The organism is Rhodococcus sp. D-46 (assembly GCF_011290655.1).
Lineage (GTDB): Bacteria > Actinomycetota > Actinomycetes > Mycobacteriales > Mycobacteriaceae > Rhodococcus_F > Rhodococcus_F qingshengii.
In genome coordinates, this window is sequence record NZ_JAANTF010000004.1 from 237,495 (window position 1) to 257,928 (window position 20,434).

Here is a 20,434-nt window from a genome sequence, read left to right on the forward strand (position 1 = left end):
TTGATGGTTGAACAAGATGGTGCGCAGAGCAAAGACGTTGTGAGCGAGATGAGTGTCGCGCAGCTGCGTGAGTGGCTTCGCAATTGGATCGCCAACGCGACCGGTCAGCCGGCGGGTTCGATCACGGACGATCGCCCGATGGAAGAGTTCGGGCTCGCCTCGCGGGACGCAGTCGCTCTGAGCGGAGACATCGAGGATCTGCTCGGCGTCACGCTGACCGCCACGGTTGCCTATCAACACCCCACCATCGCTTCGCTGGCTACTCGGATCATCGAAGGTGAGCCCGAGGCGCCGGAGGAGACCGTCGACGCCTCGTACTACGTCTCAGGCGGCGCGACGGACGCTCACGACATCGCCATCGTCGGACTGTCCACACGATTCCCCGGTGCCGGGCACACGCCTTCGGACATGTGGGAAATGCTGGCGGACGGACGCGACGGCATCAGCGACCTCCCCGAGGACCGCTGGGCCGAGTTCATGTCGGATCCCGCCATCAAGGCCGCGGTCGAGAACGCGAACACCAAGGGCGGGTACCTCGACGACGTCAAGGGTTTCGACGCCGAGTTCTTCGCGATGTCTCCGCTCGAGGTCGTCAACGTCGATCCGCAGCAGCGCCTCGCACTCGAACTCGCGTGGGAAGCACTCGAGCACGCTCGCATTCCGGCCAGTGGGCTCAAGGGCAAGCAGGTCGGTGTTTTCATCGGCAGTTCCGCCAACGACTACCAGCTGCTCGCGGTCAGTGATCCGACGACGGCGCATCCGTACGCGTTGACCGGAACGTCGACTGCCATCGTCGCGAACCGGGTCTCGTACTTCTTCGACTTCCGTGGACCGTCCATCGCTCTGGACACCGCGTGTTCGTCTTCGCTGGTTGCCGTTCACGAGGCTGTGCGCTCGCTGCGCAGCGGTGACTCCAACATCGCGCTGGCCGGTGGCGTCAACATGCTGCTGGCCCCTCCCGGAACCCTCGGTTTCGATCAGACCGGGATGCTCGCTCCCGACGGAAAACTGCGTGCCTTCTCCGCTCAGGCTCAGGGAATCGTTCGCAGTGAGGGCGGCGGACTCGTCGTGCTCAAGCGCCTCGAAGACGCCGAGCGTGACGGAGATTCCATCCTCGCGGTGATCGCCGGATCCGCGGTCAACCAGGACGGCCGTTCCAACGGTCTGCTCGCACCCAATCCCGATGCCCAGGCCGACGTGTTGCGTTTCGCGTACCGCGACGCCGGCATCTTGCCGACCACCGTCGACTACATCGAGGCGCACGGAACGGGTACCGATCTCGGTGATCCCATCGAGGCCGACGCGCTCAGTCGTGTCGTCGGTCGTGGTCGTGACGACGACAAGCCGGCACTGCTCGGTAGCGCGAAGACCAACTTCGGGCACCTGGAAGCAGCTGCAGGCGCCGCCGGCCTGATCAAGGTCGTTCTGGCGATGCAGGAAAACAAGATTCCCGCGACGATCAACTACCTGGGCCCGAACCCGCACATCGACTTCGAGAAGTCGCACCTGCAGGTGACGCCCGAGGCCACCGACTGGCCGCGCTACACCGGCAAGGCTGTCGCCGGTGTCTCCGGTTTCGGTTTCGGTGGAACCAACGCGCACGTCGTGGTCAAGGAATACGTGCCCGCCGACGCAGTAGTCGATGAACCGGTTGTGGATGCCCCGGTGGTCGACGAACCGGCAGCAGAGAACGAGAGCACCGTTGTGCTGGCCGTTTCCGGTGCGCTGCCGTCGCGTCGTCGCCGCGCAGCCGCTGACCTGGCCGACTGGCTCGAAACCGAAGAGGGAAGCAAGACGCCCCTCGCCGACGTCGCCCGCACACTCGCGCGTCGCAACCACGGACGCTCGCGCGCCGCTGTTCTGGCGAAGACGCGCTCCGAGGCCATCAGCTCGCTGCGTGCCGTCGCCGCGGGCAAGCCTGCTCAAGGAGTCTTCTCCGCCGACTCGCCGTCGCCCAAGGGCGCGGTGTGGGTGTTCTCGGGCTTCGGCTCGCAGCACCGCAAGATGGCCAAGCAGCTCTACACGGAGAACTCGGCCTTCAAGGCGGCCGTCGACGAGGTCGACGCGCTGATCCAGGACGAGGCCGGTTACTCGATGGTCGAGATGTTCCTCGACGATTCGATCGAGTACAACGTCGAGACCGCCCAGGTGGGAATCTTCACCATCCAGGTCGGTCTGGCCGCGTTGCTGCGTCACCACGGCGCCGAGGCCGAAGCCGTGGTTCCGCACTCGATGGGTGAGGCCGCTGCCGCATACGTGTCCGGTGGTCTGAACCTGGAAGACGCTGTGCGCGTGATCTGTTCACGTTCACGGCTGATGGGTGAGGCCGAGGGCGCACTCGTCGGTGACGACATCCGTCTGATGGCTCTGCTCGAGTACAGCGCATCCGAGATCGAGGCGCTACTGCCCACGTACCCCAAGCTCGAGGTCTGTGTTTACGCAGCTCCGACGCACACGGTGATCGGTGGACCACAGCCGGACATCGAGGCGATCGTCGCGGCCGCCGAGGCCGACGGCAAGATGGCGCGTGTCCTGCAGACCAAGGGCGCCAGCCATACTTCGCAGGTAGATCCGCTGCTCGGTGAGCTTGCCGCCGAGTTGGCCGGTATCGAGCCGACCACGTTGAAGCTCGGCGTCTACTCGTCCGTCGACAAGGACACCTTCTACCGTCCCGGTCACGAGCCGATCCATCAAGAGGCGTACTGGGTCAAGGGTCTTCGCCACAGCGTGTACTTCACCAACGCCGTACGCGGTGCAGTTGCCCACGGCCACACCACTTTTGTCGAGCTTGCACCCAACCCTGTGACGTTGATGTCGGTGGCGGCTACCGCTTTCGATTCGGGCCTGCACGACATGGAGCTCATCCAGACGCTCAAGCGTAAGGAAGACGAGTCCGCGGGTGTTCTTGCCGCTCTCGCGCAGCTGTACGTGCACGGCCATGCCGTGAACCTCGAGTCTCTGCTTCCCGCAGGCGATTTCGCTTCGGTTCCGCGTACCGCATTCCTGCGTAAGCCGTATTGGCTCGACATTCGCGTCAGTGCCGGCGGTTCGGCTCGCGTACCCGGTTCGCACGTCGCTCTGCCCGACGGCCGCCACGTGTGGGAGGTCGACGCATCCGCCGTCACCGACCTGGCGGTGCTGGTGAGCGCCGCGGCCGGACAGGTGCTTTCGGATGTCTCTCTGACCGCTGCTGTTCCGCACGGTGAACTGGCCGGTGCTTCGACCCTGACCACGACACTCAACCCGCATCCGGGTGGAGCGTCGGTGCAGGTGCACGCTCGTGAGGGCGCTACGTTCCGTCTGCTCTTCGACGCCGTCGTCACGTCGGGTGAGCCGCTGCCCGAGTTGGTCGTCAGCGCGCCGGTCAAGACCAGTGCGCCGATGGAATCCCTGGCCGAGGTCGTCGAAGACGCCGGAGACAAGTGGGATCCGAACGGTTCGCAGAGCCTCGACGACCGCCTCAAGATCGTGGTAGCCGAGTCGATGGGGTACTCGCCGGAGGATCTGCCGGCCGAGGTTCCGCTCATCGAACTGGGTCTCGACTCGCTCATGGCGATGCGTATCAAGAATCGCGTCGAGTACGAGTTCGACATTCCGCAGCTCCAGCTCCAGGCAGTCAAGGATGCGAGCCTCAACGAGGTCAACAAGTACCTGCGCTACGCGATCGACAATCGCGAAGAGGTTCAGGCGATGGCCGACAAGCAGGCCGCGGAGAAGTTGGCGGCCGACGCTGCTGACGAGGACGTTGCTCCCGCCGAGGTGGCAGTGGAACTACCTACCACTGCTCCGGTTGCTGCTGCGCCTTCCGATCCTTCTCGAGCCGGAACTGCCGACGACGCAGGCTCGGACGTTCCGCCGCGAGATGCGGCCGAGCGCTTGACGTTTGCGACGTGGGCGGTTGTCACCGGGAAGTCGGCCAAGGGCATCTTCAACGATCTGCCGATCGTCGGTGACGAGGTCGCCGAGAAGCTTGCTGCTCGGCTTTCCGAGCGTGCCGGTGGCGAGATCACTCTCGACGACGTTCTCGACTCCACCACCATCGAAGAGCTTGCGGACGTCGTTCGCCAGTACCTCGAGGACGACGGCAAGATCGACGGACTCGTACGTACTCTGCGTGCCCGCCCCGAAGGTTCCACTGCCGTACCGGTATTCGTCTTCCATGCTGCCGGTGGTTCGACGGTGACGTACGAGCCTCTGCTCAAGCGCCTGCCCGCCGGCACGCCGATGTACGGATTCGAGCGGGTCGAGGGCTCGATCGAAACCCGCGCTGCTGCTTACGTTCCGCTGCTGCGTGAGATCCAGGGCGACGGGCCGTACGTGCTGTGTGGCTGGTCGTTCGGTGGCGTGATGTCGTATGCGGTCGCGAAGTTGCTGCGCGAGCAGGGCGCCGACGTGCGTGTGGTCGGGCTGCTCGACACCGTCATGGCCGGCGAGGTCGTGCCGGACACCGAGGCGGAACGACGCAAGCGTTGGGAGCGCTACGGCAAGTTCGCCAAGCGCACCTACAACCTGGATGTGCCGCTGCCGCTTGACGTTCTGGCTTCCACCGAAGCCGACGAGGATCAGATCCAGATCTTGATGGACATGATCAAGATGAGCGGCGCCAAGATTCCCGGCGGCATCATCGAGCATCAGCGGACGTCGTGGTTGGACAATCGCGCCATCCAGACGGCCGAGTTCAGCAGTTACGACGGCGACGTCGTGCTCTACATGGCCGACAAGTACCACGACGAGCTGATGACGCTCGAGCCTGCATTCAAGACCCGCAAGGCGGATGGTGGCTGGGGTGACTACGTGAAGAACCTCGAGGTCGTCTACATCGGCGGGGACCACCTGCAGATCGTCGACGAGCCGTACATCGCGAAGGTTGCGGCAGACCTCACCACCAAGCTGGCCCAGATCGAGACAGCTCAGACCAAAGCAGCGGAAACCGGAGTTCAGAAGTGACGACAACCACCGCGGAGAAGCTCGCTGAACTCCGCGAAAAGTTGGAGAAGGCAAAGGAACCCGGCTCGGCTCGGGCCATTGCCAAGCGCGATGCAGCAGGGCACAGCACGCCGCGCCAGCGCATCGACATGTTGCTCGACCCCGGTAGCTTCATCGAGATCGGTGCCCTGGTGAAGATGGCGGGCGAGGGCAACCCGTACAGCGACGGCGTCATGACCGGTCACGGAACCGTCGACGGGCGTCCGGTAGCCGTGTTCGCGCACGATCAGACGGTGTTCGGCGGTGCCGCCGGAGAGATGTTCGGCCGTAAGGTCGCAGCTGTCAACGATTTTGCGCTGAAGGTGGGCTGCCCGGTCGTCGGTATCAACGATTCCGGTGGAGCTCGCATCCAGGACGCCGTTTCCTCGTTGGCCTGGTACGCCAACATGGGTTCACGTCAGGAGCCGTTGTCCGGCCTGTGCCCGCAGATCTCGGTCATCCTCGGTAAATGCGCCGGCGGTGCCGTGTACGCCCCGATCAACACGGACGTCGTGGTCGCGACCGAAGAGTCGTACATGTTCGTCACCGGACCCGACGTCATCAAGTCGGTCACCGGCGAAGAGGTCAGCCTCGAGGACTTGGGTGGAGCCCGCAAGCAGGCGGAGTACGGAAACATCCATCACGTCGCTCCCGACGAGAAGGCTGCCTTCGACTGGGTGCGTGAGTACCTGAGCTTCATGCCGTCGTCGTGCCAGGAGAAGGCGCCGCTGATCAACCCGGGCCTCGAACCCGAGATCACCGAGTCGGATCTCGAACTCAATGCGTTCATGCCGGATGCCGACAATGCCGGCTACGACATGCACGACATCATTCTGCGGATCTTCGACGACGGCACTTTCCACGAAATCGGAGCCCAGGTCGCGCACAACGTGATCACCGGATTCTCCCGCGTCGACGGCCTGCCCGTCGGTGTCGTGGCCAACCAGCCCACGTACCTCAGTGGCGCCCTCGACGCGGACAGCTCCGACAAGGCAGCCCACTTCGTGCGCCTGTGCGACGCCTTCAACATCCCGCTCGTCTTCGTCGTCGACACACCGGGCTTCCTTCCCGGCGTCGATCAGGAAAAGGTCGGCGTCATCAAGCGCGGCGGGCGTTTCCTGTTCTCGTACATCGAAGCCACTGTGCCGAAGGTGACCGTGGTGGTTCGTAAGGCGTACGGCGGCGGTTATGCCGTCATGGGCTGCAAGCAGCTCGGTGCCGACATCAACCTCGCGTGGCCGACCGCTCGTATCGCCGTGATGGGCGCCGAGGGTGCCGTCAACATCATGGGGCGGCGTCAGCTCGCCGAGGCCGGCGAGAATGCACCCGCGGTGCGTGCTCAGCTGATCAACTTCTACAACGAGTTCGTCGCGACGCCGTACATCGCGGCCGAGCGCGGATACATCGACGCGGTGATCGAGCCTTCGCAGACGCGTCTCGAGATCCGTAAGGCTCTGAAGTTGCTCGCGGACAAGACGATCTTCAAGAACCCGCGCAAGCACAACTTGATGCCGCTCTAGTTCTTTTTGTCACCGAGGGCGTCGAACTGGCGGCGTAGCGCTTCTATCGCCGCCAGGACGGCCGGCCTTTCGCTGTCGGTCCGCCAGGCGAGGTAAATGTCTCGGCCGAGCGGCGGAAGGGTGTCGAGCATTCGAACACCTTCCGGCGGTACAACTCTCGCCAGACGTGGAATCAATGCGACGGCGAGGCCCTGAGCGACGAATTCGACCTGGGTGGGAAACTCGGCGACCTCGTACTCGATTCGTGGGTCGAACCCCTGCGCGCGCAGGGTCCGGACGGTGAAGGTGTGAAAGTCCGTTCCCCGGGTCCACGTCGCCCAGGCATGCTCGGACAGCTCGCTGAGCGCGACGACCTTGTTCTCCGCCAGCGGATGTGACGCCGGGAGAGCGAGCAGCGCCACGTCGTCGTACACGGGCGTGAAGGAGAGTCCGTCGGGAAGTTCGACGGGCAGAGTGCTCCAACTGTCGACCACCACGACGTCGAGGTCGCGGCGAATCAGTGCGGGGAGCAGTTCTTCGGATTCGCCTTCGTTGAAGGTGATTTCGAGCTGCGGGTGCGCATGCCTGATTTCGGCGATGGCTCGCGGCAGCACCGTCCTGCTGGGGGAGACCAGGGCGCCGATACGTACGCGGCCCGTCACCTCGCTCTGCAGCGACGCGATTTCCGCCTCGGCCTGGGCGAGCGTCGAGAGAACCTCTGCGGTTCGGCGCGCGAGGATTCGGCCCGCTTCTGTGAGTCGCACACCGCGGCCCTGCGGTTCGAGGAGCGGAACACCGACCTCTCGCTCGAGCTTGTTCAACTGCTGCGAAATCCCGGAGGGTGTGACATGCAAGGTGCGGGCGGCAGCCGCCACTGATCCGTTCTCGGCGACGGCGTGCAGGGCGCGAAGTCTTTCGAGATTCAACACAGTAGTAATGCTACCGAATATACGGTCTGAACATTTGCTTGTGCTGAATAGTTAGCGGCAGGAACATTGTCGAGTGACCACACTGACCTCCGCGACCGCGCAGACATCGACACCCACCCGAACTCCTCGGGGGCGCATCGACCCTCGACTGCTGGTCGTCGGAGGCGCAGCTGCGATCTCGATCAGTTCGCTCCTCATCAAGCTGGCCGATGTGGGGCCCTCGACCGCCGTCTTCTTCCGTTGCTTCCTGGCCTTGCCGCCGCTGTTGTGGTTGGCGTGGCGGGAGTACCGCCGGGTGGGCAAGCCGAGCCGGCGGGCAGTCGTTCTGCAGGTGCTCGGCGGTCTGCTGCTCGGGCTGGATTTCGCGTTGTGGTCACAGTCGATTCTGATGATCGGCGCGGGGATGGCGAGCGTCGTCGTGAACGTGCAGGTGGTCGTGGTGCCCGCACTGTCCTGGTTGGTGTTCGGCAATCGGGTGCCGATGCGGTTCGTCTTCGCCCTGCCGTTCATGTTCACGGGAATCGCCTTGGCGGGCGGCGTGTTCGGGGGTGGGGGAACCGGCGACGACTTGCTGTGGGGAACGGCGCTCTCGCTCGTCTCCGGAATCGCCTACGGCGGCTACATCTTCGTGGTCGGCCGGACGGGCGAGGCGGATCGGGCAGCGAGCCAGGTGTTGATCTCGACGACGTCCGCGGGCATCGCCGGGTCCGTCATCGGATCACTGTGGGGCCGGATCGATTTCGTCCCGGGCTGGGAAGCCTTCGGCTGGCTCGCGGCACTGGCACTGGTCGGCCAGGTGTTCGGCTGGATGCTGATGGGGCACTCGCTCCCTCGGCTTCCCGCCGAGGTGGGCGCGACGCTCCTGCTCATGCAACCGGTCCTCGCCGTACTGCTGGCGGTCGTGCTGCTCGGCGAACGGCCAGGCGTTGGGCAACTACTCGGGTGCGTCGTCGTTGTCGGAGCGGTCTCTGCCGTCTCCGTACGTCGCACCCGAGCAGTCACCCGAGTAGGTAGCGCAGGCTAGTGCACCCGCATCTCGCCGGGCATCCACATGCCCGAGCGGGTTGCGGTGCCCGTCTCCACCTCTGCCGGAACAGCATTCGGGAAGTACCGGTCGTACCGCTCGAGTGATCCCCAGTCGCGCGCCCAGTCGTCCTTCAGGTACGTCGGAACCGTCGTCGCACCGGCAAGAACCTCGGTGAATCCGAGCGGGCCACCGTTGTCCGCGGACTGCCAGGTGTCGGTGGAACTGACCGCAAGAGGACGGTCCGGGAGGATGCGGAAGTTCGGCATCTCGGCCACGCCGTTCTGATGTGTGAACGGACGTTGGCACGGGAACTGAAGGCCGACAGCCCAGTCCAGAAGCACCGGCTGCTCGTTGCCGATGTACGAGTTCAGGGACTCGAGCTTGGGCACGCGCGGCGGCGTGAATGCCATCCACTGATCGCCCGTGAGATTGGGATCGAACGCGACCACCCGAACGGCGTCGGCGTCCGGCGCGAGTTCGTCGATCGGGATACGGACGTTGCGCCACGACGGCGCGGGTCCGATGTCTCGCGGCATGTACGAACCCTGAACCTGCACGGTTCCGTCGGGCTGAGTCTTGCCGTACTCGACCAGCAGTGACTGGCCGTACGTGATCGCACCCGTGTTGTCGACAGACCACACACGCCCGGCGACGGACATGACCACCAGCGGTGATTCTTCACTGCGAGTGGGCAATCCGTACCAACTCGAGATGAGGGAAGCAGGTTCCTGCACGCCGGGCTGGTAGCTGCCCATGACCGGTGTCTTCGACGGATCGAGGCCGAAGGGGAGCTTGGCCGTGCTGCCGTTGACGCCGACGTTGCCGGTGCCGCCGCTGGTTCCGGCACCGGAACCGGTGGCGAAGGTGGGACCGACACTCTGGCTGTCGGTATTGCCCATGCCCTGCTTGACTTCGATGTAATCCGCAGTCAGATCGCTGGGAACCCCATTGGGGGAGAAGCCCTTCGAATCAACTCCCGACAACGGATCCTCGGCGTTGAATCCGGGAGCGGTCAGAGGCCGCAGATTCCCGGAATTGACGTCGGTCTCGACCAGAACGTCCTCGGCCATGCCGCAGGTCTTGCCCGCGAGTGCCTCGATGTTGCTTCGGCCCAGCGAGTACGCCGGGTACTGCGACACCGCGCCCTTGAGCAGCGAGAGCACCTCGAACAGGACCATCAGACCGGCAATCACGGTGAGGGGAGCGGCCGCGAACTTGCGAATTCGTCTGCCCTTGGCCGTGTTCGGCTTCTCGGGCGGGGCGGCGAATCCCTCACGCAGGTACTGCCAGGCGGCAAAGGCCAAGGCGAGAGCAAAGAGCGCGAGGAACAGGGTGTTGGATTCACGGCCGTCGTAGGAGATGGTCTTGTCGAACCACGGCACGCCGTAACTCGAGACGTACCAGTAGCCGTTGATGCCGGCGAACGTCAACGCGAGCATCAGGAGCAGTCCGGCCACGAACACCGATCGGTTACGACGCGAGCGCAGGGCGGACGCGGACACGGCCACGGCGGTCAGCGCGGCGAGAGAACCGGCGATGCCCGCGTACGCACCGAAGTGGTGAGTCCACTTGGTGGGGTTGAACATCATCAGGAACATCGTGCCGAAGACGACGCCGACCAGGCGCCACGACGGACCGGTAGCCGCGCCGGGGACGCGGCCGCGGCGCAACAACACGAAGAGCGTCGTGAAGAGGCACAGGATCATCGTCAAGAACGCGAAGCGTCGGGCAACCGAGCCGTCGACCGTCTGGACGAAGAGGTAGTAGTAGCGCAGGAAGTCCTGGTACCACTCGAGATTGGGGCCGATGATCGTTCGGACGCGCGTGGCCTCCATGACACCGGCAAAGGTCTGGTCGGCGAAGATGACGACCAGCACGATGGTTCCGGCAGCGGCGATCGGAGCGAGAAGCGGCAGGGTGCCGACCAGTCGGTGACGCTTGACGACGATGCGCACCAACGGGCGCACACCGGCGAGAAGGGCTGCGATACACATCAATCCGGTGGGTGCGGCGGCAAGAGTGAAGGCGCCGATCAAGATTGCCGTGGCCGCGGGCAGCAGACGTCCGGTGGCGATGGCGCGCTCGATGGAGCACCAGGTGAGCAGTGCGCCGAGAGCCACGATGGGTTCGGGGCGAAGACCGTTGTTGTACGCCAGCCAGAAGGACAGGAACACCAGCCCGCCGGTCCAGAGGGCGACGTTGCTCCGGCGAACCGCCCGCCCGAGACGCGGGACGACCTCGCGGCTGATGACCATCCAGCAGAGGATTCCGGCGAGCAGAGCGGGCAGACGCATGAACGGGCTCGCCGTCGAGATCTTCGCCATCACGGCCAGGACTTCGTAATACCAGCCGAACGGGGCCTCCGGAACGCCGAACCAACGGAAGTAGTTGGCCATGTATCCCGCGTCCGGTGAGACTCGAGCCATGGTGAGGAGGTAACCGTCGTCGGCGGTGTTCGCGCCGATGAAGTGCCACACGACGAGTGTGCCGACCACCACTCCGTCGATACCGGAGAACTTCCACCAGCGTGCGGGCAGGAAGCGTCGGTGCTTGCGGCCGTCGGTGCCGTCGAGGCGAGCCAGGGCGACCAGCGCGACGATGGTCGAGAGGACGGCCACGATCATCGCGACCAGCTTCAAGACGCTGGGGCTCGAGGAGAAACGTGAGTCGATCGTCATCGAGAAGCCGAGGCCCTCGGGGGCAGCGCCGTCGGGCAGGTCGCTGAAGACGCCGACCACCTGCGGGCGGAAGTCACCGTCGAGCTGGCCACGAATCGGGTTGCCGTCGGGATAGGTCAGTCCGACGAACTCTGCCGTGGTTCGGTTGACGTCAGAGCTGAACGCGATGGCGCCACAGCGACTGGACTCGACGTCCTCGCGTGCCGCCGAAGCGACGACGACGTTGCGATCGAGCACGTCGACGCTCGTCGCGGACACCCGGACGAACATCGACGACAGTGCCGCGCCGTCGCCCTGTGCAGGTGCCGTCGACAGCAAGATGCCGCCGCCCTCCGGCAGCGAGCTGACCGCGGTACAGGGGATCGATGCGTTGACGTCGATGGGAACCTGCGCCATCAGCGGTGCCTCGACGTCTCCGATCACGCCGTTCTGCGGCCAGTTGACCGAAGCCGTCGTCTGCACGACGGGAAGCAGCGGAGTTGCCAGTGCGAGCACGAAGCCGAGCAAGCCGGCGATGATCGCGACCCATCGCGTGCGATGGAAACGCTCGCGGGCATCCTGACCAGCAGGAGGCGGCGAACTCGAAGTCTGAGGTGAAGCTGTCACGGCGTCGGGCACGGCTACCGATGGTATGTCAGGGCTGAGCGTGGACCTACCGTGCCTGGGTGGTTGGTAGGTCCACGCGTAACAGTTACGACTGGTAACGAATCGGGCCCGGTGTCCAGGTGCCCGATCGGGTCTCTGTGGTGACGTTCATTTGCGCGGGAACCGCGTCCGAATCGAGCGGTGTGTACTGCTCGAGCGATCCCCAGTCACGATCCCAGTCGTTGTCCAGATAGGTCGGCAATGCCCTGGCCGAGAGCAGTTCGGTAGTCCAGCCGAGCGGTCCGCCGCCGTAGTGGTCCTGCCAGGCGTTGGTGGACTCCGCGCCGATGCGGTCGGGCAGGATGCGCCAGTCGGGGATCTCGGCGACGCCGTACAGGTGATCCACCGGACGTTGGCACGGGAAGGCCAGACCGACAGCCCAGTCCATCAGCACCGGGTCGGTGGATCCGACGACGTCCTGCAGCGTGCGCATGGTCGGCACTCGTGGCGGTGTGACCGCCAGCCACTGGTCGGCGCTGATGTCGGTGTCACTGGCCACCAGACGCACGGTGTCGGCGTCGGCGGGCAGCTGATCCATCGGAACGCGCAGGTTGCGCCACGACGGCGACGGGCCGATGTCGATCGGATCGACACGTCCCAGTGCGTCGACGCTCCCGTCGGCTTGCTTCTTGCCGTACTCGACCTGCAGCACTGCGCCGGGGGTGACGATGCCGTCGGAGTTGACGTAGCGGATGCGTCCGGCGGCCGCGACGGTCAGGAGCGGTGCGGCGTCGTTGCGCTCGGGGAGTGAATACCAACCGGTGGTCAGTGACGCGTTCTGAGGTGCGCCGTAACTACCGAGCACCGGGGTTTTTGCGGGGTCGAGCCCGAACGGGAGCGCGACGTTGCTGCCGTTGACGCCGGCCGTCGACTGCGAGCCGCCGGCGGTGCCGGATCCGGTTCCCGGCGTGGTGGTGCCGGACTGCGAGGTCGAGGTGTCGAGGCTGTTTGCACTGCCTGCTGTCGAGTCCTCGGCGTCGGCCGTGAGGTCGCCTGCAACCCCGTCCGGCGAGAACCCGGTTGATTCGCTCGCACCGAATGCACCCGCGCCGGCGAGATCGGTGGGCCGATCCGTCAATTGCAGAACGCCGGCGTTCGGATCGGACTCGACGAGTACCTCACCCGCGAGACCGCAGCTTCCGCCGAAGACGGATTCGATGTTGGACTTGCCGATCGAATACGCGGGGTACTGCGCGACCGCGCCCTTGAGCAGGGACAGCACCTCGAACAGCACGACCGCTCCGGCCGCGATGGTCAACGGTGACGGGGCGAGAAGGCGAAGTCGCCTGGTCTTCTTGACGCTGTCCTCTGTGCCGTTTCGCCGGCGCGGCTCCATGACGTGGTACCACGCGGCCAGCAGCAGCGCGAGAATCGTGAGGCCGAGGAAACCCGTCGAGAATCCCTTGCCGGCGATTGACGGCGGCTTGTCCCACCACGGGACGCCGTAACTCGAGACGTACCACCAGCCGTTGGAGCTCGTGAACGCCACAGCGAGGATGAACAGGATGCCCGCGGCGAACAGTGCGCGGTTTCGTTTGGAACGCATGCTCGACGCACTCACACCGACGGCGGCGAGGACGGCCACCGTGGCGGCCAGACCGGCGTACACACCGAAGTGGTGAGTCCACTTGGTGGGGGTGAACTGCATCAGGAGCAGCGACGCGAACACGATGCCGAGGATTCGGCGCGAGGGCCCGATAGCGGTGCCGGGGATCCGGCCCTTGCGCAGGATCATCATGACGCAGAAGACGAGTCCGACGATCATGACGAACATGCCGAAGCGGCGGGCCAGTGAGCCGTCGGGGGAGATGGTCATCAGTGCGTCCCAACGCAACCGTTCCTCGAACCACGGAACGTTCGGCCCGACGGCCGTTCGCACTCTGGTCGATTCGAGAACTGTCGCGAGGGTTTGATCTGCGAAGACCGCGACGAGCACCACGGTTCCGGCGGCGAGAATCGGCATGATCTGGGACAGGAAGCCGACGCGTTTGCCGCGGGCGATCAGGATCTGCAGGATCGGCCGGGCGCCGGCGATCAGCGCGCCGATGGCGATCAGCCCGGAAGGCCCGGCGGCCAGCGAGAATGCGGCGATCAGCACGGCCATCGCGGCGGGCAACAGACGTCCGGTGGCGATGGCGCGTTCGATGGAGCACCACGTGAGCAGGGCGCCGAGGGCGATGATGGGCTCGGGACGCAGGCCGTTGTTGTACGGCAACCAGAAGGCCAGGAACACGAGCCCGCCCGTCCAGATGGCAACCTTGTTGCGGCGCACCGCAACACCGAGTCGCGGTATCACCTCGCGGCTGATGACCATCCAGCACAGAATGCCGGCGATCAACGCGGGCAGGCGCATCCACATGCTCGCGGTGCTGACCTTCGCGAACAGCGCCAGCACGTCGTAGTACCAACCGAACGGCGCTTCGGGGACGCCGAACCAACGGAAGTAATTGGCCATGTACCCGGAGTGCTCCGAGACTCGGGCCATGCCGAGCAGGTAACCGTCGTCGGAAGTGTTGGCGCCGAACACATGCCACAGCGCCAGCGTGCCGATCACCAGGGCGTCGATGCCGGTGAACTTCCACCATCGCGCCGGCAGGAACCGCCGCGCACGACGGCCGTCGACGCCGTCGATCCGGTGCAGTGCGTACAGCGAGACGATGGTCGAGAGTGCCGCCACGATCATCGCGAACAGTTTGAGAAGTGTGGGGCTGGACGAGAACCGCGAGTCGACGTCCATGTGGGCGGACAGTCCGGCGGGCGCTGCGCCCTGCAGGTCGGTGAAGATGCCGACCACCTGTGGGCGGTAGTCGCCGGTCAGGGTGGTGCCGACGCCGTCGATACCGGTGACCGCCGCGACGGTCTGCTCGGAGTTGGTCGTGATGGTGATCGCCGTGCACCCGCTCAGTTGATCGAGCGGGGTCGAGATCAATACCGAATCGCGGGTGAGTGCTTCGAGGCGGTCGGCAGTGGTGCGGACGGTGAGGCCGCGGGCGTTTCGGTCCGGCGCCCCGTTCGGCATGGTCGAGAGCAGTGTGCCGCCGCTGCCGCCCAACTGGCCGAGGGTGGAACACGGGATGGTGATGTCGAGCGATGTGGGCGAGTAGGAGATCAGCGGTGACGAAACGCTGTTGACGGTCCCACCCTGCGGCCAGTCGATGCTCGCGGCTTCCTGCTTGACGGGCAGGAACGGCGTCGCAAGTGCGAGAAGCAGGCCCAGAAGGCCGGTGACGATCGCAATGAGTCGTGCCGTCCGGACTCTCTGGGAATCCGATTCTCGGGGAGCTTCGGGGCCAGTGGGCACGGGTTTCGGGGGCACTACTACTTCAGACGGCACAAGGAACGATGTTAGGCGAGTGTGGGCCCGCACATCCTGAGAGAACTACTCAGGATGCAACTTCCTGTTCGGATTGTGGTGTTTCAAGTGTTCGGGCAATGGTGTCGAGTGAAATACCCAACACTTCCGCGACCGCGCTGATGGTGAAGAAGGCGGGTGTCGCGATTCGGCCGGTTTCGATCTTGCGCAGCGTTTCGACCGAGATGCCGGCATCGAGCGCTACCTGAACCATGCTTCGGTCTCCCCGTGCAGATCGCAGGAGTTCACCCAGTCGTAGTCCTCGTTCGAGTTCTTCCGCCGTCAGCGGTACGCGCACCATGTGCTTATAGTAATACCGGTATAGTTATTCGACAAGGAAGGTGTTCGAAATGGTCGAAATCAAGACCGCAGGGGAAATCGACGCGATGGCGGCGGCTGGGAGAATCACGGCGCAGGCTCTGGCTGCGGCGCGTGAGGCGGCAAGCGTCGGGGTGACGTTGCTCGAATTGGACGCCGTTGCCGCGGAGGTTATTTCGGCGGCCGGCGCCTCGGCGCTGTTCTTGAACTACCGGCCGGCAACGGCACCGACGCCGTTCCCAGGCGCCATCTGTGCGAGTGTGAACGATGCTGTGGTGCACGGTATCCCGAATGAGTACCGGCTTCGCGACGGTGACCTGGTCAGCATCGACTGCGGCGCGAGACTCGACGGTTGGTGTGGTGACTCCGCCATCAGCTTCACTGTCGGGCGGGGGAGCAGTGAGGATCAGGCACTGATCGACGCGACCGATGAGGCACTTGCCCGTGGCATTGCCGCTGCCCAGCCCGGAAACCGATTGGGCGACATCGGTGCCGCGATCGGACAGTACGCGCGCGGCCTCGGATACGGAATGCTCGCCGATCACGGTGGGCACGGCATCGGCCGCGAGATGCACGAAGGCCCGGACGTGCCCAACGAAGGCCGAGCAGGCAAAGGCTTCCGGCTACGGCCCGGCCTGGTCATCGCCATCGAACCGATGCTCATCGCCGACGGAACCGACGACTACCGGCACGACGCCGACGGGTGGACCCTTCGCACCGTTTCGGGCGCCCGGGCTGCGCACAGTGAGCACACGGTCGCGATCACCGAAGACGGTCCGGTGATCATGACCCGCTGATCAACCCGCTCAGCTCTGGTTGGAGGTCTTGCCGCTCACGAGGTCTCGTACGTCCCACACCCACACGTCGTCGACGCGCTTGGCGTCGAAGCCGACCAGCTCGTCGACCGTGTGGCGCAGGGCGTCGTCGCCGGAGAATCGGGGAAGCACCAGTACGTCGGCGTGCCAGTACCGCAGGTCGGTCAGTGCGTTCGCTCTGGTGCCCACGTCGATCAACGGGACCTTGCCGGTTTGTTTGGCATTGACCAGCAGGGTCGAGGTGGGCCGGGACTCGGCGCCGTAGATTCCGGCGCGGGTCTTCGAATCCGGGCCGACGAAGTACCCGCCGGCGATGGGGAAGCCGAAGTCGGCGTCGACCTGCCAGCTCAGTGCGCGGGCGTCTTCGGCGCTCGCGACGGGAACCGTCACCAGGGTGCCGTCGCTGACGTAGTTCTCCCACGAGCCGCTGGTGATGAATTCGGGCGTCGCAGATCGCTGATCGGCGTCGATGGGGGTCGGGATCAGGGGAATCATCGCGACGGCGAGTGCCACCAGCCAGACACCGGCGGCCGTGCGGCGCGGTCCACGAAGTTCGACAAAAGCGCGGTAGGTGCCGAGGGTGAGCAACAGTCCGATCGCCGGAATCGCGCCCATCGCGAATCGGGATTCGAGCACCGATTCGAACAACGGCAAGTCTGCGAGGAGTTTCCACGGCAGGGTGATGCCGGTCTTGTCACCGTCGATGGTCAGTTCGGAACCGAGCGAGAGCACACCCATCACCACGATCACGGCGGCGGCAGCGCGGGTCAGACGGATGCGCCACAGCCACACCGTTGCACCGAGAAGCAGGAGCACCAACGGCCATCCGAAGTACGCGTTCTCCTCGGTCGGGTTCATTCGGAACTCGGCGCCCTCAGGATCTCCCGCAACCGACTCGGTCGGGAACGTGGTGAGGGCAGCGGTGTCGTTGCCTGCCTGACCGTGTGAGACGCCGTCGTAGCTCGCTGGGCCGAAGAACTGCGACCACAGCGGCACCGCGGTGATCAGGAGTGTGACCGCGCCGCCGATCACGAGGCCGGGCATCGCGCGCTTGATCGCCTGGCGCGACTTGGCCAGGTCGGGCAGTGCATAGGCGGCGCCGAACACCATGGCTGACATCGTGAAGATGAGGAGCGGTTCTTCGCCGAGGAAGATCTGCCAGGCGACGAGTAGGCCGAGCACGACACCGTCGCGAACCGGACGCTTGCCGTTCGAAATGCGCACTACCTGCAAGAATATGAACGGAAGTACGAAGAACGCGACGAAGTTCGGGTGGCCGTTGGCATGCGAGATCATGGCGGGCGCAAATCCGCAGAACCCCGCTCCGACGGCGGCGGCGACCTTGGAGCGGACGGAGACTCCGGTCAGTACGTGCCGCGAGAATGCCCAGTACCAAGCGATGGCGGTGCCGCCGAGGCCGGCGGTCAGCCCGATCGCATACGTGGCGGTCGGTCCGAAGATCAGCGTGATCGGGGCCATCGGGATACTGATGCCGAACATCGCGGTATTGGCCATCAGGTTCACGCCGAGTGGATAATTCTGCAGGTCACTGAACAGTGGGCTGCGGAACTGGGCGAGGGCGTGAGCGGTATCGGCGAAGAACCATTCCCACATGGCCTGGTCGCGGCCCGCGTTGAACAGATAGCCGGACTGCAGATCGCTCCACAGGTTGGACATCACGTAGATCGCCGCGACGGTGAACGTCGCCATGATCGCGAAATCGACCAGACGACCGCGCTGGACGACCGAGCGCCGCACTGCTGAACGGACTCGCCCTGGACGTGCTTCTTCGAGCAGTTGGACGTCGGGCAAGGTCTCGGTCATGCAGTCGGTGCCTTTCGGTTCTGGCGCCCATCCCTGAAGTGGCGATCTCAGAAGTTCGGGGTGGCCTACTTAGGTCTCGATTCGATAACTTCCACTGTCAGAGTAACGAACAAAACGGTTCGCGTCCGCGAGCGGGCGCAGTCAGCGGGACAAACCGGTCCGCCCGACTTGTCCGGAAAGTAATGTTTTCGTGCACCGTTTGACGGGTTCGTGACCGGGGTATCGCAACAAGGATCTTGCTCGCGTTTGTTCAGGCAGCCCCGACGAATCCCATCCTCGACGAAGAGTTGGAACCTACGTCCGGGGCCTATACCGGATGGGATGGTGCTTGTGCATGTCGAAGACAGCAGTTCGTAGTAGCGCAGTAGGAGCAGTGGCCTTGTTGGCCGTTGTCCTGGGGGGTGGGACGGCGTCGGCAGGCGTTGACAACACCAGTTCGATCACCGACGTCAAAGGGAATCGGATAGAAGTCTTCCAGGCTGATACCGCTATCCATGTCTTTCCGCCTCTCGACAGCTCACCGCTGAGTGTCGAGTTCTTCCACGACGGGGTTGCCGGCGTGAAGATCGACGGGCCGGACGCGGCAAGCTTCACCGGAACGAAGCTGACGATCGGTTATCAGATCGGTTACCCGATCGCGTTAACCGGCGCGACGGTCGTTCTCAACAGTCCTGGTCTCGACTGGGCTGTCGAGAGTGGAACCAACCTCGGGATCGGCCTGGTTCCGGACTTCGAACTGGGACTGGACATATCGAACGGGTTCGTCATCGGTGGTGACATCATTCCTTCGCAGGAACTGGACGTCGACCTGGCGCCGGGCGGTATCACCGACGTCGCACTGCTCGAAGATCAGGAGTTCGACGGTCCCGAAGCCGCTGTCCGTCTGTCCGGAGTTCACGGTTATGTACAGGGAGCAATCGGTCCGGTGACCATCAGGCCGTACGCGAAGGCTGTCACGTCGAATGGCGATACCGTCGTCACTTACGGTGTACCGCAGAGGCTTTAGCGAAAGCGGATGCTCCCGCCGTCACGCTGCAACAGCGTGATGGTGGGAGTTTTCCGCGTTCCTTGTGGTCGAATCGGCGCCACGAATCGGCGAAGCGTCTGCCCAGTGGGCACTACGGGAAACACTGACGAGTTTCGCGACCAACCGTGCCGCGATCCACACGAGGTACACGGCGGTGATCAGAAGCAGAAGTGCCCAGTCGTGCGCGAAGAATCCGACTATCCCGCCGATCGTGAACGCGAGGGCGACGAAGACGACCCGTCCGCCCACGTCGGTCTCGACCAGATACTCGGGTTCGATCGGATCGTCGGGTTCACTCGATTCATCGACGTCCTCGGATGACTCGGCCCTGGACTTCTCGTGGTGTTCGGTGGGGATCTCGAGTAGCTCGCCCCATTCGAGCACCGCAACAGTGTGCGCGGTGTCGGTCGGGATCGCGCGGTAGTCGCGGGACTCGGACACGTCGATGAGAGCCCTTGCCAGAGTGAGTACTTCGATGCGATTGCGAATCGCGACGCTCAACACTTCATGGAAAGCCTGTTCGCGCCCGAACGGTTTGCCGCGCGCAATGACCAGAACATGCTCTGCGGAATCGAGAACTGCACGATGCGGTACAAGCTCGCGGCTTTGCGCAACGAGTTCGCTCACTGTCATCACCTACCCCGCCGGTGGTTGATGCGGCCGTTTGCTCGACTGCGCTTGGAGGGGCTGAGTACCCCGGCAGTTTCGGAAACAAACTCGCCGGACAGCGTGTCAGATTTGCGCAGCCGGGGCCGAGAGTGCTCCGAGGCAACTTTCGATCAGGTCGGCAACGATCACGTGAGCACGTTCGCGGCTGTCGACGCGGCCTTCCCACGTGGCAAAAGTGACGACGGTGAGCACGGTCAGAGTTCCCGCCCGAAGTTCGGCGATCTCTGCCGGTAACGAGGACGCAGCGACTATCCGCCGCTGAACTTCGCGGAAACTCTCGGCCTGCATGTGGTCACGGATAGTCGACGACATCGCCGGGTCGAAGATCGACTGCACCAGGAACCGCGCGTACAACGTGCCCTCGCGGTAGATGGTCTGTTCCGCCAACGGCAGGACGAGAGCCTCGACGAGGGCACGCATCGTCGGTGAATTCGCGTCGAGATCGATCGTGTCGAGCAACTCGCGACGACGCTCACCGGCAGGTCGCATTCTGGACTCGACGACGGCCGCCAGCAAACCTTCACGTGACCCGAAGTGATACTGCGCAGCCGATTTGTTGGCCTGCCCGGCTTCGGTCTGAACATCACGAAGAGTCAGAGCGGCCAGACCTCGCTCGGCAACCAGACGCTCGGCTGCATCGATCATCGCCGCTCGGGCATCGGTTCGGGGCACGGTATGAAGTTAGG

Annotated in this window: 12 protein-coding genes; 5 read left to right on the forward strand and 7 right to left on the reverse strand. The window is 64.5% G+C overall.

Features of this window, described 5'->3' with window-relative positions; translation table 11 throughout:
* Positions 1-3: 3 nt before the first annotated feature.
* Positions 4-4,947, forward strand: a complete 4,944-nt coding sequence (gene pks13 / locus G9U53_RS11810) for a polyketide synthase Pks13 (protein ID WP_165638715.1) — start codon at positions 4-6, stop codon at positions 4,945-4,947.
* Positions 4,944-6,485: an acyl-CoA carboxylase subunit beta gene (locus tag G9U53_RS11815; protein WP_003943957.1), complete on the forward strand. Its 1,542-nt coding sequence runs from the start codon at positions 4,944-4,946 to the stop codon at positions 6,483-6,485. The genes pks13 and G9U53_RS11815 overlap by 4 nt, the downstream gene beginning before the upstream one ends.
* On the opposite strand, the gene G9U53_RS11820 is transcribed toward G9U53_RS11815, so the two are convergent.
* Complete coding sequence (locus G9U53_RS11820) at positions 6,482-7,393, reverse strand: LysR family transcriptional regulator (RefSeq protein WP_030535818.1); 912 nt, start codon at positions 7,391-7,393, stop codon at positions 6,482-6,484. The genes G9U53_RS11815 and G9U53_RS11820 overlap by 4 nt on opposite strands.
* A gap of 73 nt (positions 7,394-7,466) precedes the next feature.
* Between G9U53_RS11820 and G9U53_RS11825 the strand changes: the two genes are divergently transcribed.
* Positions 7,467-8,417: a DMT family transporter gene (locus G9U53_RS11825; RefSeq protein WP_081557207.1), complete on the forward strand. Its 951-nt coding sequence runs from the start codon at positions 7,467-7,469 to the stop codon at positions 8,415-8,417.
* Here the strand turns inward: G9U53_RS11825 and G9U53_RS11830 are convergent.
* The 3 genes from G9U53_RS11830 to G9U53_RS11840 form a co-directional block, all read right to left on the reverse strand.
* Positions 8,414-11,716 (reverse strand): arabinosyltransferase domain-containing protein, encoded by a 3,303-nt coding sequence (locus G9U53_RS11830; protein ID WP_030535817.1) that lies wholly within the window; start codon positions 11,714-11,716, stop codon positions 8,414-8,416. The two genes, G9U53_RS11825 and G9U53_RS11830, sit on opposite strands and share 4 nt — an antisense overlap.
* A 73-nt stretch (positions 11,717-11,789) precedes the next feature.
* A complete protein-coding gene (locus tag G9U53_RS11835; protein WP_347570811.1) occupies positions 11,790-15,059 on the reverse strand; it encodes an arabinosyltransferase domain-containing protein in 3,270 nt (1,089 codons plus the stop codon).
* A 67-nt stretch (positions 15,060-15,126) separates the two neighbouring features.
* A complete protein-coding gene (locus G9U53_RS11840; protein ID WP_003943854.1) occupies positions 15,127-15,396 on the reverse strand; it encodes a helix-turn-helix transcriptional regulator in 270 nt (89 codons plus the stop codon).
* Positions 15,397-15,445: 49 nt separating this feature from the next.
* Here G9U53_RS11840 and map point away from each other — a divergent pair, with 49 nt between their 5' ends.
* A complete protein-coding gene (gene map, locus G9U53_RS11845) occupies positions 15,446-16,210 on the forward strand; it encodes a type I methionyl aminopeptidase (RefSeq protein ID WP_063315966.1) in 765 nt (254 codons plus the stop codon).
* Between the two features lie 9 nt (positions 16,211-16,219).
* Here the strand turns inward: map and G9U53_RS11850 are convergent, their stop codons facing one another.
* Positions 16,220-18,052: a glycosyl transferase gene (locus G9U53_RS11850; protein ID WP_165638716.1), complete on the reverse strand. Its 1,833-nt coding sequence runs from the start codon at positions 18,050-18,052 to the stop codon at positions 16,220-16,222.
* A 316-nt stretch (positions 18,053-18,368) separates the two neighbouring features.
* Between G9U53_RS11850 and G9U53_RS11855 the strand changes: the two genes are divergently transcribed.
* The gene (locus G9U53_RS11855; RefSeq protein WP_037126068.1) at positions 18,369-19,058 is read left to right on the forward strand and encodes an MspA family porin; all 690 of its coding nucleotides are present in this window, start codon (positions 18,369-18,371) and stop codon (positions 19,056-19,058) included.
* Positions 19,059-19,079: 21 nt separating this feature from the next.
* Here the strand turns inward: G9U53_RS11855 and G9U53_RS11860 are convergent, their stop codons facing one another.
* Entirely contained in the window at positions 19,080-19,712 is a 633-nt protein-coding gene (locus G9U53_RS11860; protein ID WP_202022615.1) for a hypothetical protein, read from the reverse strand.
* A gap of 99 nt (positions 19,713-19,811) precedes the next feature.
* Positions 19,812-20,420: a TetR/AcrR family transcriptional regulator gene (locus tag G9U53_RS11865; RefSeq protein ID WP_234551130.1), complete on the reverse strand. Its 609-nt coding sequence runs from the start codon at positions 20,418-20,420 to the stop codon at positions 19,812-19,814.
* Positions 20,421-20,434 lie beyond the last annotated feature (14 nt).

Coding starts and splice junctions, on each gene's coding strand:
- pks13 (WP_165638715.1), top strand. CDS start 4: ATGGTTGAACAAGATGGTGCGCAGAGCAAAGACGTTGTGAGCGAGATG.
- G9U53_RS11840 (WP_003943854.1), bottom strand. CDS start 15,396: ATGGTGCGCGTACCGCTGACGGCGGAAGAACTCGAACGAGGACTACGA.
- map (WP_063315966.1), top strand. CDS start 15,446: ATGGTCGAAATCAAGACCGCAGGGGAAATCGACGCGATGGCGGCGGCT.
- G9U53_RS11850 (WP_165638716.1), bottom strand. CDS start 18,052: ATGACCGAGACCTTGCCCGACGTCCAACTGCTCGAAGAAGCACGTCCA.
- G9U53_RS11855 (WP_037126068.1), top strand. CDS start 18,369: ATGGGATGGTGCTTGTGCATGTCGAAGACAGCAGTTCGTAGTAGCGCA.
- G9U53_RS11860 (WP_202022615.1), bottom strand. CDS start 19,712: ATGACAGTGAGCGAACTCGTTGCGCAAAGCCGCGAGCTTGTACCGCAT.